Genomic DNA, 19,608 nt, shown 5'->3' on the forward strand with positions numbered 1-19,608 from the left:
ATCGATCCGCGCCTTCTGCTTGGTTGTACGCGCCTTCGCCCCACGACGAATCCATGCTAGTTCATTCCGAAGGAGATTCTGACGTTTCTGCTCTGAGGCTTGTTCTCGCTCTTCTCGCTCAGCTTTGAGCTCCAAGAACCGAGAATAGTTCGCTTCGTAGCTATACAGCTGTCCATGATCGAGCTCGAGCATCCGGCCTACAACGCGATCCAAGAAGTACCGATCATGGGTAATCATGAGCAGCGCCCCTCTACGCTTCTGCAAATACTGCTCCAACCAGATAACCGACGCATGATCAATATGGTTCGTAGGCTCATCTAGGATTAATAATTCGCACGGCTGAATTAACGCGGCTGCCATGGCAACCCGTTTGCGTTGTCCACCGGATAACGACCCGACCTTCGCCTCGAATGCTGTAATCCCAAGCTTAGACAACACCATCTTCGCTTCGCTCTCCAGTTGCCATACATTCAGACGATCCATCTCATGGCTCCAATGAATCAGCTTCTGCTGCAATGCCTCATCGTTAGGTGCGAGCTCCACCTGCTGCATTGTCTCGGTATAGGACCACACGGTCTTCATCTCTGGTGAATCCCCGCGGAATACTTGCTCAAGCACAGTCGCATCAGGGTCGAATGCAGGATTCTGTGCTAAATATTGAATGCGCACCCGATTTCCGATGGCGATCTGTCCTGAATCCGGTTGTTCAATGCCTGCGATCACTTTGAGGAACGTCGACTTTCCTGTGCCGTTCACCCCAATGATCCCGATCTTTTCCCCTTCAGAGATGCCGAACGACACGTCTTTGAATAGAATTTTCTCCCCATAACTCTTCGATATATTCTCAATCGTTAGTAAATTCATGCCTCGTCCCTACTTTGTCCGTATTCTGTACTTATGTATTCTACCACAAAACCACGGCCATGAAGAAGTAACGGCCTTGCATGCCATGATTTCTCCTGTATACAAATAAAGCCCCGACACAGCACGATCCGTGCTCGTCGAGACTTTATTCATGTCTATGACACAACTGTTGTTGCCTTCTTCTGTGGTCCCGTAAGCTTATGAAGCGATAGGATCTGCCAGCTGTTGCACACCACGAGCGGAATCAGCATGTAGAGGATATACTCCATCCGATTAACCGATAGCGATGGCAGCAGCTCCAGCACCGTAATCACAATCATGAAGAACATGGTCGGGACGATCGCATTCTTGTTCGTCAGTTTTACTTTCCAGATCGTAATGATCACACCAACAGCAAGAATAAGCAGCGGCAATCCAAGATACCCAAACGCATGGTCACCCTCACCAGCGAACTTCTTGAACCGAATAAAGAACAAATCAAACAGGGTCAATAGGATAAAGAAAATTTGAATCCCAATCCAGACGTTCATGCGATTCTTCAGGATCCCGAGAATATAATACCTTCCGAATACGAAGGCGATAAACCCAATGATACTCGTGAACGCAATCGAGAAGATACCGAGCAGCAATGAGGATAACTCATATCCGCTTAACTCGTCATCAATAAAGATAAACCCTGGATCCAAATATCTGAGTACTGCCCATGTTGCGATACCCGTCAACACGCCAATCAGCGTTGTTGTCCAGCATAAGTAGAAGATTCTCTTAATCATGCGCATATCCCCTAGAGAGCAAGTAAGCGTACATTAGAACGAAATAACGCCGTATCCCATGCACACGATGAGAGCAAGCAGAACAACCAAGATAATCCAGAACATCATCGTTGGTTCATTTCTGCGTAGACGCCCCATAATCATTTCCATCATACCGATCAAACCAAGCGCCAATATCCCCTTCACAATGTACATGAGCGGGAAGTTCAACTTCACGAGCATCCCGATACCGGAGACGAGCATAATGAGGTAGAACAGACGTGTGATCATCGGTGTTACTTTCTGGCGTTTGAAAATGCAGCTAATGACGAACATCAGCACAAGAATCGCCCAAGAACCTGCATGGGACTGATAAAAAATATTAAACACATCCATGTTAAAACCCTCCTATTCTGTATTCGCAATCATTTAGACTATGTATTGTTTACGCATATCATCTAGATTGTACGTTTGATTAATCTGAAAAGCAATTCCATATCCAAAAATGATCGATTTTGTTCACAATATGATGAAGTTTTCATTCAAAACAACCGTCGATGCTGTGAAAAAAATCATAGCATGCCAAGTTAGACGAAATAAGAAGGGCTTCTGACCGGATAATCCGATACAGAAGCCGCTTCTTCAATCTATTCATACGTACCGATCTACGATTAAGCTTGACCAATAATGTTTCTTGCAATCCACACGCCTGCTGCGCCTGCTTGCGCTAGTCCGCGTGTGATACCCGCTCCGTCTCCACCGCAATACAAGCCAGGGATTTCTGTCTCGAAGGACTCCGACAGCTTTGGACGTGCTGAGTAGAACTTCGCTTCAACACCGTAGAACAAGGTGTGCTCGGAAGCAAGACCCGGTGTTACTTTATCGAGTGCCTCGACCATTTCGATCAAGCTCTTCATCGTGTTATACGGAAGTACAAGCCCAAGATCTCCTGGTACAGCTTCACTAAGTGTCGGTTCTAAGAAGCCTTCACGAATTCGATTCTCTGTCGAACGTCTGCCGCGTAGAATATCGCCATATTTCTGAACAATGACACCGCCGCTTGATAGATCGTTCGCCCGTTTACAAATTTCACGTGCATACTCATTCGGTTTATCGAATGGATCTGTGAAACGATGCGACACCAGCAACGCGAAATTCGTATTCGCAGATCCAAGGGCTGGATCCTTGAAGGAGTGACCATTCGCCGCCATAACACCGCTGTGATTCTCAACTACAACGTGACCGGATGGGTTGGAGCAGAACGTTCTTACACGTGTACCTACCGAGGTGTTGTAGATGAATTTCCCTTCGTACAAATGCTCATTAATTTCACGCATGACAACATCAGACGTCTCTACGCGCACACCAACATCGACTTGATTATTGAACATTTTGATCTTGCGCTTCTTGAGCACTTCAGTTAACCATGCGGAACCGTCACGACCTGGCACGATAACAACATGATCTGCTTGATACTCCGTTCCGTTCTTCAGCACAACACCGCGAACCTGCTTCGTTTCTTTATCTGTAATAATGTCATCGACTTCGGTCTTGTACATCATGTCAATCTTGTCTTTCAAATATTCAAAGATCGACTTCAGAATCTCAAGGTTCTGCTCCGTCCCCAAATGTCTTACTTGTGCCCGCAATAGCTTCAGTCCTGCAGCATACCCGCGCTGCTCAATATCGCGAACGATATCCGTTGTCGGATCCGTAATGGACTCTGTTGCCCCGTGATCGAGGTTGATCTGGTCCACATATTTGATCAAATTTAATACTTTAGATGGGCTTAAGTAATCAGTCATCCAACCGCCGAACTCCGTCGTTACGTTGAATTTACCGTCACTATACGCACCCGCACCGCCAAAACCGCTCGTGATCGAGCAAGCTGGCAAGCATCCTGCGAAGTCCTTCTTCCCAGCTGGTGGTGGGCATAGTTGGATTTTCTCCTCCAGAATCGGGCAGCGCCGACGATAAATATCATGACCTTTATCGATTAATAATACGCGAAGCTGTGGCGCCTTCAGTGATAGTTCATAACATGTAAAGATACCTGCTGGCCCTGCTCCTACGACAATTACATCATATTGATTACTCATGTCATCCTCCTAAAGTACATGTTGTCTTAGCTTGGGAACAACACAAAAAACCTGTCCAACGAATGAGGTACGACAAACGCCCCATTCGTAGACAGGAATTTACGGCTCCTTGTAGAGACCCTCAGTCCATATCACTGAGGATATACGAATTGAATCAAATTTATTCATGCTGATATGGATATCGTAATGGACAACAACGAATATGTCAAGCATATCATTTAATTATTGTTCGGATTTTATGATAATTAAGAATACAACACATGTAATATACTATTAATTTTATTACCAATTCCGAATATTGCTCTGTCGACAATGGTTCCCTTGTTAAGCAAGGGATCTTCATTTCATTCAAGATCTGGTATGATAATAGCGAGAACCTCTGAACGAACAATATAATGCTAGCGAGGTACAACCATGCCTAATTACCATCCTTATCTCACGCTAACCCGGCAAGAATGGGCACAATTCAGGTGCCAGGACCGCCCGGTTATTACTCCACAGCACTTGGAGCAATTGAAATCACTGAACGATCAGATCACAATCGATGAAGTGCAGGAAGTCTACTTTCCATTAGCAGCGTTCCTCCATCTTCAAGCAGAGGCTGCGAAGCAGGTAAAGGCTGCCGAAGCTCGTTTCTTGAAGAAGTCTGTATCCGATGCACCTTATATTATCGGGATTGCGGGCAGTGTAGCTGCCGGTAAGAGTACTACCGCAAGGCTTCTTAAGGCTTTATTGTCTACATACGAGAGTTATGCCAATATCGATATCGTCACAACGGATGGCTTCTTGTATCCGAATCATGTCCTCGAAGCTAAAGGAATGATGGACAAGAAAGGCTTCCCACAAAGCTATGATATTCGTAAGCTCATTCAGTTCTTAACAGATATCAAATCGGGGATTCCGGAAGTAACTGCCCCCATGTATTCGCATCTGAGCTATGATATTCTGCCTGACGAAGTTCAGACTGTTCGCAAACCGGCGATCCTCATTATCGAAGGGATCAACGTATTGCAGGTAAATCGAGGCGCATCCGTATTCGTCAGCGACTTCTTCGATTATTCCATTTTCGTTGACGCCGGCGTTCAAGATTTAGAGACTTGGTATCTAGAGCGATTCCGTATGCTTCGAAAGACGGCGTTCCTGAATCCGCAGTCCTATTTCCACCGCTATGCAAGCCTAAGTGAAGAGGAATCCTTGCGTATGGCATCAAATGTCTGGCGCGATGTAAATGAGCTGAACCTCACCGAAAATATTTTGCCAACTAAGGCCCGCGCGAAGCTCATTCTGGAGAAAGGTGCAAGCCATACCGTTCAGAAAATCCATCTTCGCAAATAGCTCAAAACTAAAAACAGGATGTCTTCCGTCATAAACATGACTTCGAAGACATCCTGTTTGTTCTATATTCCTGCCAAGTACAATACGATAATTGCGATTAATCCGCCAGCGCAGGAGCTGATCCAATTGACTTGGTCATTGTTCATCCACGAAAGGCCTCGTACTCGATCTGTACGTACACCACAGTGGTCCTTCCGTTCAACCATTTTCCCGCATTTCGGGCAACGGTACATGACCTGGCACGTCGCTCCCATGATCGAATCGGCGAACGCGCCTACCGTTCCACCGATCCATCCCATCAGCAAATACAGATAGACGGGAACGCCTTGATGTATTGGAAACAACCAATCGAACCCAGCAGCGCATAGGCCGATGAAGAGGCCGCCGCACATCGCAGCGAGTGTACCTAATACCGATACGCCTCCTGAAGTTCCTGTCGGAATTCGTCTCCATGTGAGCACAGAACGAGGCTGTGAGCGGCTTAAGCTGCCGATCTCCGTTGCCCACGTATCCGCCGTCACCGTAGCCATCACACCGACGAAAGCAGCGACGATTACAGGACTAGGATTGATCGCAAATGCGATACATAGCAGCATACCGATACCACCGTTGGCGAACACTTGTCCCGCATCCCGGCGCCCTGTTTTCTCATAGGCCGCTTCATACGTTTCTTTGGCGCTCTTCTTCACATGCGACATCACACTTGAAGAGACAAAAAACGCTAGGAGAATGCCAAACCAGAGCAGACTTCCCATTGCGAAAAAAATAGTCCCCATCGTGATAGCGGCAAGCATCCCTGATAAAGATAGAGAACGCCGCTTATAAGCCGAATAGGCGACAATCGCACTACAACCGAACCCAATCACCCAATTCCACATACGTATACCTTCCCCTTCGTACCCTAAAGACATCTATGATGGCGAGACAAGTTATGCGATGATGCAAGAATCCAGCAGTTCGTTCCCAAAATAGAGCTCAAGCTTGTCCCCAGTTACTGCAGCACCGACACCTGCCGGCGTCCCTGTAAAGATGATATCGCCTTTCCCGAGTCCATAATGCGTCGCGATGAATTCAACAATCGTCTTCAAGTCAAAAATCATGTCCCGCGCATTGCCTCGTTGGACTTCCATATCATTCTTCAGCAATACAAAATCGGAATCCTGAAGCGCATCGACACCTGGGAATGCGATATAAGGTGTTATCGGAGCGGAGTTGCGGAAGGCCTTAGCAGCTGTCCATGGGTGGCCTTTCTGCTTACATACCGTCTGAACATCGCGAAGCGTGAAATCCAGTCCAAGTGCCATCACATCGATCAGATCATCCATCGGCATCCCTGGTTCATAATCTCGGCCAATACGGATCACGAGCTCTGCTTCATAATGAAGTTCACCTTGACCCTTCGGCATCGTAATCTTCCCGCCGCTCATCGGCACGACGGCATGCGTTGGCTTCATGAAGATCATCGGCTTGGTCGGCACCTCATTCCCAAGCTCTGCCGCATGAAGTCGATAGTTCCGTCCTACACAGTATACATTCTGAATCATAGATTGCATGTTATCCCTCTTTCCCTTCTCCAATAGCCATATTCCACCGATCCGGATAATTCGTACAAATCATTAGTTCCGGATGCAGATCAGCTACCTGTATAATGTCTTTCGTATGATTGCAAGTCCACGCCATAATCCCAATCCTCTGCTGCACCAAGGCAGCTGCGTTCTGCTTCGTGAACATCGGATAATATAAAGATAGAAAATCAGCCCCAAGAGAACGGCAGACGGCGACGTAATCTTGACTCGGCATCTCCGTAATGAGCCCGGTTCGCAATTCTGGTGCAAGTCGCTTCAAACGTTGTACCACTTTCGGTTCGAACGATGTCAGCACGACATCATGCTGGAGCGTATAACGATAAATATGATCGATGACGGCTTCTTCAAGTCCAGAGGACATATTTCCCTGTGTCTTGAGCTCAATATTCATGCGAAGCCGACCACCAGCTAAGTCAAGGACATCTTCTAAGGTTGGGATTTGCTCACCAGCATAGGCTGGAGAAAACCACGAACCTGCATCCAACTGACTTAGTTCAGCATAGGTTTTTTCCCGTACAAACCCCTGACCATTTGTCGTACGCTCCAGCGTATAATCGTGTATGATGACGGGAATTCCGTCCTTGCTTAACTGAACATCAAATTCGATCCAAGATATGTATGGTTCAGACATGGCTAGCTGTATCGCTGCCAATGTATTCTCTGGCGCTTTGGAAGACCATCCGCGGTGTGCAACACAACAATTCTTCCCTACGTACATTCCGTGCTCCCCCTTACCTCGTACGACCGATCGTACCGATTCGCCCATCTTGACGAACTTCAGCGCCTAATGGATTGGACAATGCTGAGACTCGCTTCAACAGCTTCGAACCCGTCGCTTGATCCATAGGCACAGCTTGCCCGAGGTTCGCATGGAACGGGAACATTTGTAGCGCACAACTGCCATCATGATTCAACGTGACTTGCAGAACCGCTGTCTCCCAAGTCATGGGATTACTCGACCTTGTAAATACAAAATTCCCAAGACTATAAGCGATCCATTTCCCTTTGTACTGTTCAAATCCTTGAAGAACATGCGGATGGCTGCCAATAATAAGATCAGCCCCTGCATCAACGTATTCACGTGCCAGCTGCTTTTGCACAGCATTAGGTTTATCTGCTCTTTCAGCACCCCAATGCACCGTTACAATGACGAAATCAGCCTTTTTCCGCGCTTCCGCAATCTTCTCCCGCGCTTTGGCCGAGCTGTATGTATCTGCTACGCCTGGATTCTTTCCTTTCGCGAACCAACTGGTTTTCGGCAGAACGCGAGAGAATCCGAGCAGCGCAATGCGTTTTCCTTTGCGTTCCACATAGGCAATCTTGAAGGCCTCTTCCTCATCCTTACCCGCGCCAAAATGTTGGATTCCCGCTCCATCCAGATGCTTCATTGTATCCATCAACCCTGTGACCCCATGATCAAGTACATGATTGTTAGCGAGTGTAACCATATCTATCCCTGCTTTGCCTAGAGCACTCGCTGAGCCCGGTGCTGACTTGAACACAAATTGCTTGTCTTCCGCTGGAACCCCTCCTGTCGTGATCGGTGTCTCCAAGTTCGCTACCGTCAGGTCATCTTGCTCAAACATCGATTTAACGTAATGGAATGGGAAATCATCACCGTTCTTATCGATCAATTCAGCTACTTTACCTGACATCTGGATGTCTCCAACAAAGGATAGCTTAAGTCCATCCTGATCTGGCATCACGACCTGTGAGTTGACTTCTTCAGCAGGCTTCATTGCTGGATTGCCCCCAGCCTGACCCGTTCCCGCGTCCCCCACTTGACCTCCTGATGGATCACCCGATTCTGCAGAACCGGACGCTGTGTCGACACTTTCAGCTTCATTCACGGGTTCGGGCTCAACAGCATCATCCGTATGCTCTGTCGCAACCTGCTCCTCCACCTGCGTTGAACTGCGATCATGCCCTGCTTCCGCCTCCAGCGGGTCGCCTTGGAACTTAAAGATATAGACCGCAGTTAGCCCACCGATGATTAATAACATCACCAAGTTCAATGTTAACAACGTTCGGATCTTACGCCTTTTTCTCGCTTTTTGCGCCCGATGGGCATCTGATCTTGAAATATACATAGATTCTCCTCAAGTATTTATTCAGAAAAAAAAGCACTACTCATCCCATTATATCAACAATATGGGATAGAATAGTACTCTTTCAAGAAACATGTCAGTTTATTCATTAATCGGAAGGGTTTTTCATCCAGTTCACCATCCGTGCAGCTGCATCACGGCCTTGACGAATACAGTCGGGCAACCCAACCCCTTCATATCCTGAACCTACAACCTCCACGCCAGGAAGCTGCACAGATAGCTCTTCCCGCAGACGTGTAAGTGCGTTCAAGTGACCTACCGGGTATTGCGGCATCGATTTCTTCAATCTCGTAATCTCGGTGAAGAGCGGTTCTGCCTGGATGTCAAGAATTTCTCTTAAATCTTTGCGAACGAGTGCTGCAAGTTGGTCGTCTGGCAAGTCCACATTCTGCTCTTCGCCTTCACGACCGACATAACAACGAATCAGCACTTTGCCTTCCGGCGTTGAATGCGGCCATTTGTTCGAAGTCCATGTGCAAGCGGTAATGTTGCGCTTCTCCTTGCGTGGAATTAGGAAGCCTGAGCCATCAAGTGGATTCGGTATATCGGCTGCATCGAATGCCATAACAACATTCGCGACCGAAATATACGCCATTTGATCCAGCATGCTCGTATTCACATACGGTGCAAGTAAAGGTCCTGCCGCGAAGGTTGGTGTAGCAACAAAGACAGCGTCCGCTTCAAGCGGCTCCCCTTGATCCAATACAACGCGATAACGTGGAGAAACTCCGTCATGTGGGTCCAAAGGCTCTATGGCCGTAACACCTGTATTCGGAAGCAGCTCTGCCTTGGCATGCAAATCATGAACGAGTGCATGGACAAGGGACTGCAAGCCTTGACGGAAGGTCAAAAACATACTTTTTCGCACCGCATCGGTCTGGCCTGGCAAGTTAAGCGGCTTCGAGGACGAAACGCTCGACTTCATGCCGCGGATTAGACTACCGTGCTTCTGCTCAATTTCACCGAACTGTGGGAACGTTGCCTGAAGACTCAGTTTGAACGTATCCCCAGCATAGATGCCTGCGAGCAGCGGTTCTGCGATATTTTCGAGCACCTCGAAGCCAAGACGCCGCGATAGGAATGAACCAAGGGATTCGTCGCTTTGATCAGTCCGCTTCGGAATGAATAAATCCATTCCTGCTCTGAGCTTCCCTGGCACCGAGATGAGACCTGTCTTGAGGAAAGGCGTTATTTGCGTCGGAATCCCTAGCGATAGCCCCGGGGGCATCTTGTGCAGCTTCCCGTGATGCATAATATACGTCTGTTTCTTATCCGGACTTGTCGCGACGAGCTCATCCTCCAACTCCAATTCACGAGCCAGATCAATCATCGGCAGTTTGCGAGCAAGGAAGGAGTCCGGACCCTTCTCAATGACAAAGCCGTCGCGGTGGAGCGTCATAATCTTGCCGCCGAAGCTTGCATCCTTCTCAACCAAGGTAACCTTCAGATCAAGACCTCGTTCTACCCCATATTTATGCAAATAAAAAGCGGAGCTCAGTCCGCTTATCCCTCCGCCAATGACAACAACGTGACGAGACGCTGTGTTCACCATGGACGGTCACTTCCTCTCTAGTTGTTGATGCACTACATCCGCGAGTGTCGCAATGTAGAGCGGATCCGTGTTCAATGATGCCGTACGTTCCAAATGAACTCCTAGTTCGCCAGCAACTTGCTGTGCTTCGATGTCTAAGTCGTACAACACTTCCAAGTGATCGGATACGAAGCCGATCGGTGCGACGAGCACCTGCTTTACTTGCTCTTCTTGGACCAAGGTGTGCAGCGTATCGAGCATATCTGGCCCGAGCCAAGGTACAGCGGTCTGTCCGGCACTCTGCCAAGAGAATTGCCACTGCGTAAGTCCGACACGGTCCGCAATCGCACGGGAAGTCGCAAGCAATTGATCCGGATAAGGATCGCCCATCTCTAGAATTTTGGCCGGAAGACTGTGAGCGCTGAAGAGAACTCGAACATCACGTTTCGCTTGCTCCAGCTCTCCAAATTTCTGCAACGCGTCTTCAACGCGTTGTACGAGTGCATCAAGCAGGAGAGGATGCAAGTGGTAGTCTTTGACGAACGACATCGCAATGCCCTTCTCTTCCGCTTGTGCCTTCGCACGTTGAATATATCCGCCTACACTCATAACCGAATAATGGGGTGCCAGAACGACGCCGATCGCTTGCGTAATTCCATCTTGCGCCATCTGCTCAACGCCTTCTTCGATCAATGGATGTGCATGCTTCAATCCTTGATAGCAGACGAATTCCAAGTCCTCACGACCGAATTCATTGTTCAACATTGCTTCAAGTGCAGCAACTTGACGATTGGTATTCTCACGCAACGGGAAGAACCCGCCTACGATTTGCTCATAACGGGAAGTCAACTCTTCAAGCTGCTCTGCAGTCGGTGGATGACCACGGCGAATATGGGTATAGTAAGCTTCCACTTGATCTAGACTCTCAGGCGTGCCATAGGACATCACCAATACACCAATTTTGTTCTGTGACATATTCCTTATCTCCCTCTGTGGCTGCCTTAACCTCTTGCTTGAATCGCTTCGCGCGAATAGGCATGTATATAGTCCGTTAAATGCTTCAACGTATCTAGCGATGCTTCGGGGAACAATCCATGACCCAGATTGAAAATGTAGCCTGGCTTCTGAATCCCTTCATCAATCAACTGTCTTGCCCGTTCTTCAAGGACGTGCGTCGGTGCGGTTAGCAAGAACGGATCCAAATTCCCTTGGACCGCGAATTTCGAGCCTACACGCGCTCTGCCTTCTGTAATGGACACGCGCCAATCCAATCCGATCACATTCGCTTCTAGGTCACGTAGTGTTGGTAGTAATTCGCCTGAACTGACTCCTGGGAAATAAATTTTAGGTACATCTACTTCTTTAAGCGAAGCGAAAATCCGCTTAATCGTAGGCAGTACATAACGTTCGAAGTCTTGCGGTGCAAGCGCTCCCACCCAGCTATCAAACAATTGAACCGCTTTTGCCCCGTTAGCGACATGCGCTTTAAGATAAGCAATCACCATATCACCTAGCTTATCCATTAGAGCGAACCAAACTTCTGGAGCACTATACATCATTTGCTTCGTTAACCGATAATTCCGTGATGGACGACCTTCGATAAGATAGCTGGCGATCGTAAATGGCGCCCCTGCAAACGTGATAAGCGGCACTTCAAGCTCGCGATCTAGAATTCGAATCGTCTCCAGCACGTGTGAGAGATCCCCCTCCACATCGATCGGACGCAGCTTCGCTACATCCTCTGCCGTTCGTACCGGATTATGTATGACTGGACCTACATTGGCAACAATATCAAAATCAATTCCAATTGAAGCAACCGGATTCATAATATCCGAATATAGAATCGCTGCGTCTACCCCGAGCTTGTGAATCGGCATGAGTGTAACTTCCGCAGCCAATTCAGGCTGTTTGCAAATTTCGAGCAAGCTGTATTTTTCTTTGATTTTGCGATAATCAGGATCGTAACGCCCTGCTTGGCGCATATACCAGACAGGAAGCTGATCGACCTCTTGCTTCAAGCATGCTCTTAGAAACCGGTCATTCGTTATCATGTCAATTCTCCAATCTAACCTCTAATGTCAATAAACTCATTATGCCCTTTTTCATATATCGTCTCAACCTATCTCGAATAGCTCCCTATGACAATTCAATGACAATCGTCACGCACACCCGAACCACCTTGTTTCGTCCATGACTGCACCTTATGCTATAATTTCCAATACAGGATCGTTCGAAACCCTTACTGATTTATCTATCATCTAAGAAAGGAGTGATCCATGCGATGCAACAATGGAAAGTCAATCTCGTCGTCCTCTGGGTTGGCCAATTCCTGGTCAATGCCGGCATGACGATGATCATTCCGTTCCTGTCGCTCTACTTGCAGCATGATCTTGGTCTTACTGATCCGCACCAAATCGGGACTTGGGCAGGGTTCATCTTCGCTGCAAATTTCTTGACATCCTTTATATTTCAGCCGATCTGGGGCAAGTTCGCGGACAAATATGGCCGGAAAATGATGCTCTTACGCTCTGGATACGGCATGGCGATCGTCATGGTGCTGATGGGCTTCGCGCAGACGCCATTCCAGCTCTTGTTATTGCGCCTTTTAAATGGAACGATTTCCGGCTTCAATCCCGCAGCTATCTCGCTTGCCGCATCTGCAACGCCGAAGCAGCGAATGGGATTCGCCATGGGGATGCTGCAATCTGGACAAGTCGCCGGAACCATCCTAGGCCCATTCATTGGCGGTCTGCTCGCGGATACGATCGGCTATCGTCCGATATTCTACATAACCGGCGCACTCACATTTGCTGCTTCCTTCGTCGCTACCTTCTTGATTAAGGAGAAATTCAATCGTGAGGAAGCAGCGAAGAAACCGGATATCTCCGTTATTGCCGGTTTCATGCAGCTTACTAAATATCGTCCCCTCATGGCGTTATTCGGTGTAACCTTCTTGCTGCAATTCGCGATGATGGGCCCGATGCCGCTAATGCCGCTTTACGTGCAAGAACTACACGGAACGTCGGTGAATCTCGCCTTCTGGGCCGGATTTGTCAGTTCCATTACCGGCATTTCGAATATGATCGCTTCCCCATTGCTCGGGAAGCTTAGCGACAAGATCGGCTCCAATGGAATTCTCTTCTTCTGCTTGATTGGTGCTTCCGTCTCTCTGATCCCGCAGGCATTCGTCAGCAGTGTATGGCAGTTGATCTTATGTCGATTCGTTCTTGGCATGTTCATGGGCGGCCTACTGCCTTCGGTGAACTCCCTGATCCGCAAATTTACACCCGATGGGATGGAAAGTCGCTCTTACAGTTTCAACAGTAGTACGTTAGCACTCGGGAACATGCTCGGACCGATTATTGCGGGTGCTTTGTCCGGGAATATTGGCATCCAGGGCATCTTCATCTCCTCCGGAATCTTGTTGTTATGCAATGGGCTGTGGGTGTGGATGACCTTATATCGTAATCAGCGTGTGAAATCCACTACATAATACCTTCCCACAAAGTGGTGCGTTGGCTTGGAAGCGATTCAGAACATGTAAAAAGGGTTGCCCCTGCGATGTATAAGCCATCGCGCAGGCAACCCTTTCCTTGTATGATCTAATCGCGGATTATTGTGCTGTAAGAATGATCGGTCCCTCTGCTGTAATCGCAATCGTGTGCTCATATTGCGCAGATAGGCCGCCATCCTTCGTTCTTGCCGTCCAGCCATCGCTATCCAGCTTGCTGCGCCAGTCGCCTGTATTCAGCATTGGCTCAATCGTAATGACCATGCCTTCCTTAAGACGTGTACCGCGGCCAGCTGGTCCGTAATGAAGCACTTGCGGCTCCTCATGCATCACCTGTCCGATCCCGTGACCGATAAATTCACGTACGACGGAGAAGTTATTCGACTCCGCATGGACTTGGATCGCATTCGCAATATCGCCTAGGCGATTACCAATCACTGCCTTCTCAATTCCTTTGTACAGCGATTCTTCCGTCACGCGAAGTAATGTATCGGCTTGCTCGGATACATTACCTACGCGGTAAGACCAAGCTGAATCCGCCAGCCATCCGTTCAAGTTCACGACCATATCGATGGTCACAATGTCCCCGTCCTTGAGCACTTCTGGTTTCGGGAAGCCATGACAGATCACATCATTAACAGAAGCACACGTCGCATATTGATACCCATTGTAGCCTTTCTGCTCTGGTGTTGCTCCGTGATCGAGAATGAATTTTTCAGCAAATTTATCAATTTCTTGTGTTGTAATTCCGGGTTTAATCATCTTGGCGATCTCACGATGGCACGCAGCGAGAATCTCGCCTGCCGCTTTCATGTTCGCAATTTGTTCTTTTGTCTTGATCGTAATCATCTCACGCGCCTCCTGTTCATTTGTATAGTGTATTGAAATTGATCGATTTTAGCAAATAAGGCTGCCGCACAATTTACTTCACCATGGCAATAGCAAGACCATCATAAGCTGGCAGCATCGTACTCATCAGCCGTGGGTCTTGCGCAATCCGTTCATTAAATTGTCTTACAGCTTGAACCGCAGGACCGCTCCGTGTCGGATCAGTCGTTCTGCCGCGCAGCAATGTGTTATCCCCTACAATGAGGGCACCTGGATTCGCAAGTCTAAGGGCATATTCAAGATAGTTCAAGTAATTCCCCTTATCCGCATCAATGAAGAAGAAATCAAATCGCTGCCCTTCGGCTTCAAGCTGCTTCAAGCTCTCCATCGCATCGCCAATGCGATACTCAACTTGATGGCCGTGCCCCGCTTCGGTCACATGCTGCTTCGCCACCTCCGCGAACTCCGGCTTCAGCTCCAGCGAGACGAGCTTTCCCTCATCATCTAAGCCGCGAGCAAGACATATCCCGCTGTATCCGCCAAGGGCCCCAATCTCGAGGATGCGCTGCGCACGCGAAGTCTTCACGAGAATTGTGAGCAATCTCCCGTAACCCGGGGCAATCGATATTTCGGGCATTTCTGCCTTGCGCGTCCCTTCCATCACGCGTTCTAGAACCTCATCTTCAGCAAATAATGAATCCATATATTGCTCATCGGATTGCGTCATTTCCTAACCTCCTGCATGCTCATTTCTATTTCAATGTTTGTAACGTCGATTAAATTCGCCTATACTGGATTGTATCAGAAAATGCTGTTAGGGTGTGAACGATTACATGAGTAAGTATCAGTTAATTGCAACAGCGCCAATGGGACTTGAAGCTGTTGTCGCACGAGAATTAAGAGATTTAGGCTATGAAGATCTGATGGTTGAGAATGGCCGCGTTAATTTCCGCGGTGATCTGATCGATATATGCCGGTGTAACCTTTGGCTTCGGACAAGTGATCGCGTTCTGATCAAGATGGGCGAATTCAAAGCCACTACATTCGATGAACTATTTGAAGGAGCCAAAGCACTGAATTGGCCGGATTGGATTCCAGAAGACGGGGAATTCCCTGTCGAAGGCCGTTCGCATAAATCGCAGCTTAGCAGTGTACCTGCCTGTCAATCCATCGTGAAGAAAGCGGTCGTCGACAAGATGAGTATGACTTACGGGACCGAATGGTTCGATGAAACCGGGCCTCGTTACGTGATTGAAGTCATTATGCTGAATGACATCGCGCTGCTTACCTTAGATACAACAGGACCAGGCCTTCATAAACGCGGATACCGCAAAATAGCAACCGAAGCACCACTCAAGGAGACGATGGCGGCAGCACTCGTGCTGCTCAGCCGCTGGACTCCAAATCGCCCGTTCTATGATCCATTCTGCGGCTCGGGTACCATTCCGATTGAAGCTGCCATGATCGGCTGGAACATCGCCCCAGGACTACGACGTTCATTCAATTCGAGCGACTGGCCGATCATTCCTGCCCACCTATGGGAAGAAGCAAGAGAAGAAGCCTACGATCTCTTGCGGGATGATATTCCGCTGGAGATCGCGGGCTCCGATATTGACCGAGAAGCGATTGACATTGCATATGCATCCGCAAAGGCTGCCGGGCTGGGCCAAGAAATCCAGTTCCATACCCTGCCTGTCGCGAAAATAGATCCTCAAGGGGACTACGGTTGTATCATCACGAATCCTCCCTATGGCGAACGACTCGGTGAAATTGATGAGGCTGAGAAGGTCATGCGTGATCTCGGCTTCGTCTCGAAGAAGCTCCCGACTTGGTCATTCTTCTCGATCTGTCCGAACAAGCAATTCGAGCATTATTTCGGTCGCCCAGCGAACAAGCGTCGCAAGCTGTTCAATGGACGCATTGAATGTCAATTCTATCAATACCTAGGCCCGCTCCCACCACGCAAGCCACTTGCGTAATCCTAGATAAAAACCAAAACGCCGTTATTCATTCACTTCCTTTTGGAAAGAATGGGTAACGGCGGTTTTTTGCGTAGCAGGGCGATTTATCCAGATATTAACAGAAGTTGAATCCGAATTTTTTACGTTTATAATAGTAAAGGTGTCTGTTGACCGCTATGAATTACCATTTTGCTCGAAGAAAGGAGCTGTTTCGACCTTGAATACACCTTACCAGACGGCTCCGCGAGCCAAAAGAGTACCGCTTCATACCTTATTTCGTATTCGTTATGTCGAATGCATTCTGTTTATAGCACTTATCCTGTATAAATTGTTTCTGTTCGATCGATTTATGGATGTTCCCCTCGTCCGGATGGATCGATGGGATTATATCATTGGCGTTGGTTCCATTCTGCTATGCTCGTTCTGGGTGTGGCTGCTACCGCCGCGAGGACGATGGATTAGCGTGTTCATACTGAATGTGCTGCTCACCAGCGTGTTCTATGCCGATTTGGTCTATTATCGATACTTCCAAGACTTTATTTCCATTCCTGTTCTGATGCAGGCTGGACAAGTCAGTTCTCTCGGACATAGTATTGCTTCCCTCTTGTTCTGGAAGGATATCTTGTTCTTCATCGATATTGTACTGCTCCTACCATTAACCATCGCAGCTTGGATCGTCCTTGGTAAGGAAAAAGCCTTAATGCGTATGGCTCGCACAGATCGCAGCCGTATCCAGAAATTCATTACTCGTGTCGTGATGAGCGCGATCATCTTTGGGCTTGGTGCAGGTCTGACATTCCTCCCGATTCAACATGCGACGAATACCTGGGCAAAAGGGATTTTCGTCGGGAACTGGTGGAACGTGTCCCTCTATAATGTGACCGGGTTGATTGGATTCCACGGATACGATATTAACCGCTATGCGAGTGAAAATTGGTTCTCGAGCCAGACGCTCTCCGCAGAAGAGGAAGCGGAAGTCAAACAATGGTTCACGGCCAAGCATAACGAACCGCAAGTCACGAATGAGCTGTTCGGTGCTTATAAAGGCAAGAATATAATTGTCATTCAAGCCGAGGCTTTCCAGAACTTCATGATCAATCAGAAGATCAATGGGATCGAAGTCACGCCGCATCTGAACCAATTCGTTCGTGAGAGCATGTATTTCAACAATTATTATCACCAGACGGGACAAGGACGTACGTCCGATGCTGACTTCTCATCGCATACGTCCTTGCATCCATTGCCAACAGGCTCTGTATTCATTCGTTATCCGAATCATGCCTACGATGTCCTCCCTCAGATTCTCAAAGATAAAGGGTATTCAACAGGCGTCTATCATGCCTATGATGCGAGCTTCTGGAATCGATACAATATGTACAATCAAATGGGCTACGACCGATTCTATAGCAAGAAGGACTTTACAATTGATGAACCATTAGGTTGGTCGCTCGGGGATGCTTCCTTCTTCCGACAATCCTTGGATTATATGAAGCAGACGAAGGAACCTTTCTATTCCTTCTTGATTACGCTATCCAGTCACCATCCTTATGAACTTCCAGCGAGTAAGCAAGTGCTAGATGTCGGGAAATTCAAAGGGACAATCTTCGGAGACTATCTAGAATCCGTTCATTACGTGGATGAAGCGTTCGGCCAAATGATCGAACAAATGAAGGCCGACGGTCTGTGGGAAAATACGATCATTGCGTTCTATGGGGATCACGATAATTCCATTCGCGACAAAAGCGCGATGGAGCAGTTCCTTGGCACAAGCATCAGCGATATGAAATTTGAACAGCTGATGAATCAGGTTCCAATGATCGTCCATTTCCCTGATGGTAAACATGCAGGTACCGTCGATCGTGTAGGCGGTCAGTTAGATATGACGCCTTCCCTGCTCTATTTGCTGGGCATCAAAGCCGATTCCTATTATATGATGGGAAATAATCTATTCACCGAAGGCGACAAGCTCGTCGTGCTGCGTACAGGTGCAGTGACAGATGGACAGTACTATTACATGCCTGCAGCAGATGGAATCTTCGAGAATGGAACCTGCTATGACGCGAAGACCGGTGACAAAGCCGATATTGCTGGCTGCCGCTCTATTGCGGATCAAGCGAAGAAGCAGCTCGAAATCTCGGATAAAGTCATAACCTATGACCTGATCCGTCGCTTCAGGGAGAAGGCATAAAAAGAACCCCACAAAGTGGTGATATTGCTTCGGTGCGATTCAGGTACTTTGCGGGGGGCCCCGAAAAATATTTCATAAAAAAAACCCCTTGCACAGCATTAGGATTAGGTCATGAACACCATGACCATCCCGATGTTAGCAAGGGGTTTCTTTGTATTAATCGACGATATATCGATCCGATGGATGCATACAAATGCCGTGCAACCGCTTTGCATTGACAGCTGCAACCCACGCTTCCGCATCTTGAACGATAGCTGGGAACGTATCATAATGCACAGGGATATTGGTCTTCGCACCAATCCATTGCGCTGCGAGCAGCGCATCCTCAGGCCCCATCGTGAACACATCGCCGATCGGAATCGCCGCAGCATGAATGTCGTGCAATTCGCCAATGAGCTTCATGTCACTGAATAAGGCCGTATCCCCAACATGATAAAAGGTTTTGTCGCCCATAGTGAGCAGAATCCCACCCGCAACGCCGCCATATATAGGGCCTTGCTCGGTATCGAGGCTTGAGCTATGGATTGCTGGTGTAAATTTAACCTTGCCCCAGCGGAAGGTATTGCACCCGCCGATATTCATGCCGAACACGGTGGCGCCTTTGCTCCCAAAATAACTACAGATCTCAAAGTTCGCAATAATCGGACATTGATTTTGAAGCGCGATCTGCAGTGCATCCGCCGTATGATCGGAATGCCCGTGTGTCAGCAGTACCGCATCCACTTTGATGTCTTCTACTTTCAAGGTCGTGAGCGGGTTGCCCGAGATGAACGGATCCATAATAACTTTGAAATTGTTATGGGATACAATAAAGCAAGAATGACCGATAAATTGGAGCTCCATGC

At 48.1% G+C, this 19,608-nt stretch carries 17 protein-coding genes, 1 pseudogene and 1 riboswitch; of the genes and pseudogenes, 4 read left to right on the forward strand and 14 right to left on the reverse strand.

From position 1 onward, the window contains the following. Window positions 1-21 precede the first annotated feature (21 nt). From ACFQZR_RS29025 to ACFQZR_RS21610, 4 genes and pseudogenes are all read right to left on the reverse strand, one after another. A pseudogene (locus tag ACFQZR_RS29025) lies at window positions 22-864 on the reverse strand (ABC-F family ATP-binding cassette domain-containing protein); the annotation flags it as partial. A 155-nt stretch (window positions 865-1,019) separates the two neighbouring features. After that, entirely contained in the window at window positions 1,020-1,637 is a 618-nt protein-coding gene (locus ACFQZR_RS21600) for a KinB-signaling pathway activation protein (protein ID WP_379349777.1), read from the reverse strand. Between the two features lie 33 nt (window positions 1,638-1,670). Continuing rightward, on the reverse strand, window positions 1,671-2,012 hold the full coding sequence (locus ACFQZR_RS21605) for a DUF1516 family protein (protein ID WP_018755830.1): 342 nt from the start codon (window positions 2,010-2,012) through the stop codon (window positions 1,671-1,673). Window positions 2,013-2,287: 275 nt separating this feature from the next. Beyond that, entirely contained in the window at window positions 2,288-3,715 is a 1,428-nt protein-coding gene (locus ACFQZR_RS21610) for an NAD(P)/FAD-dependent oxidoreductase (protein WP_379349780.1), read from the reverse strand. 68 nt (window positions 3,716-3,783) lie between these two features. After that, a riboswitch (purine riboswitch) is annotated at window positions 3,784-3,883 on the reverse strand. Between the two features lie 246 nt (window positions 3,884-4,129). Here ACFQZR_RS21610 and coaA point away from each other — a divergent pair. Further along, window positions 4,130-5,050, forward strand: coding sequence for a type I pantothenate kinase (gene coaA, locus ACFQZR_RS21615; protein WP_379349782.1), 921 nt, complete (start codon window positions 4,130-4,132; stop codon window positions 5,048-5,050). A 62-nt stretch (window positions 5,051-5,112) separates the two neighbouring features. Here coaA and ACFQZR_RS21620 read toward each other — a convergent pair whose 3' ends face one another. From ACFQZR_RS21620 to hemE, 7 genes are all read right to left on the reverse strand, one after another. Next, on the reverse strand, window positions 5,113-5,928 hold the full coding sequence (locus ACFQZR_RS21620; RefSeq protein ID WP_379349784.1) for a DUF92 domain-containing protein: 816 nt from the start codon (window positions 5,926-5,928) through the stop codon (window positions 5,113-5,115). A 51-nt stretch (window positions 5,929-5,979) separates the two neighbouring features. Next, window positions 5,980-6,603, reverse strand: coding sequence for a fumarylacetoacetate hydrolase family protein (locus ACFQZR_RS21625; RefSeq protein WP_379349786.1), 624 nt, complete (start codon window positions 6,601-6,603; stop codon window positions 5,980-5,982). A gap of 1 nt (window position 6,604) precedes the next feature. After that, the gene (locus ACFQZR_RS21630; protein ID WP_379349788.1) at window positions 6,605-7,354 is read right to left on the reverse strand and encodes a glycerophosphodiester phosphodiesterase; all 750 of its coding nucleotides are present in this window, start codon (window positions 7,352-7,354) and stop codon (window positions 6,605-6,607) included. A gap of 13 nt (window positions 7,355-7,367) precedes the next feature. Further along, a complete protein-coding gene (locus ACFQZR_RS21635) occupies window positions 7,368-8,639 on the reverse strand; it encodes a CapA family protein (protein WP_379350935.1) in 1,272 nt (423 codons plus the stop codon). A gap of 193 nt (window positions 8,640-8,832) precedes the next feature. Then, the gene (hemG, locus tag ACFQZR_RS21640) at window positions 8,833-10,293 is read right to left on the reverse strand and encodes a protoporphyrinogen oxidase (protein WP_379350937.1); all 1,461 of its coding nucleotides are present in this window, start codon (window positions 10,291-10,293) and stop codon (window positions 8,833-8,835) included. 9 nt (window positions 10,294-10,302) lie between these two features. Continuing rightward, window positions 10,303-11,250 (reverse strand): ferrochelatase, encoded by a 948-nt coding sequence (gene hemH, locus ACFQZR_RS21645; RefSeq protein ID WP_379349790.1) that lies wholly within the window; start codon window positions 11,248-11,250, stop codon window positions 10,303-10,305. Window positions 11,251-11,276: 26 nt separating this feature from the next. Next, window positions 11,277-12,326 (reverse strand): uroporphyrinogen decarboxylase, encoded by a 1,050-nt coding sequence (gene hemE / locus ACFQZR_RS21650; RefSeq protein WP_379349792.1) that lies wholly within the window; start codon window positions 12,324-12,326, stop codon window positions 11,277-11,279. A gap of 230 nt (window positions 12,327-12,556) precedes the next feature. Here hemE and ACFQZR_RS21655 point away from each other — a divergent pair, with 230 nt between their 5' ends. After that, window positions 12,557-13,768: an MFS transporter gene (locus ACFQZR_RS21655; protein WP_379349794.1), complete on the forward strand. Its 1,212-nt coding sequence runs from the start codon at window positions 12,557-12,559 to the stop codon at window positions 13,766-13,768. Between the two features lie 120 nt (window positions 13,769-13,888). Here ACFQZR_RS21655 and map read toward each other — a convergent pair whose 3' ends face one another. After that, complete coding sequence (gene map, locus ACFQZR_RS21660; protein ID WP_379349796.1) at window positions 13,889-14,635, reverse strand: type I methionyl aminopeptidase; 747 nt, start codon at window positions 14,633-14,635, stop codon at window positions 13,889-13,891. Between the two features lie 73 nt (window positions 14,636-14,708). Further along, complete coding sequence (locus ACFQZR_RS21665; RefSeq protein ID WP_379349798.1) at window positions 14,709-15,341, reverse strand: O-methyltransferase; 633 nt, start codon at window positions 15,339-15,341, stop codon at window positions 14,709-14,711. A 106-nt stretch (window positions 15,342-15,447) separates the two neighbouring features. Between ACFQZR_RS21665 and ACFQZR_RS21670 the strand changes: the two genes are divergently transcribed. Then, window positions 15,448-16,593 (forward strand): THUMP domain-containing class I SAM-dependent RNA methyltransferase, encoded by a 1,146-nt coding sequence (locus ACFQZR_RS21670; protein ID WP_379349800.1) that lies wholly within the window; start codon window positions 15,448-15,450, stop codon window positions 16,591-16,593. A 199-nt stretch (window positions 16,594-16,792) separates the two neighbouring features. Then, window positions 16,793-18,763: an LTA synthase family protein gene (locus tag ACFQZR_RS21675; protein WP_379349802.1), complete on the forward strand. Its 1,971-nt coding sequence runs from the start codon at window positions 16,793-16,795 to the stop codon at window positions 18,761-18,763. A gap of 156 nt (window positions 18,764-18,919) precedes the next feature. On the opposite strand, the gene ACFQZR_RS21680 is transcribed toward ACFQZR_RS21675, so the two are convergent. After that, window positions 18,920-19,606: a metal-dependent hydrolase gene (locus ACFQZR_RS21680; protein WP_379349804.1), complete on the reverse strand. Its 687-nt coding sequence runs from the start codon at window positions 19,604-19,606 to the stop codon at window positions 18,920-18,922. Between the last annotated feature and the right edge of the window lie 2 nt (window positions 19,607-19,608).

Origin of the sequence: Paenibacillus sp. GCM10027629, assembly GCF_042676425.1 — a bacterium.
GTDB lineage: Bacteria > Bacillota > Bacilli > Paenibacillales > Paenibacillaceae > Paenibacillus_K > Paenibacillus_K terrigena.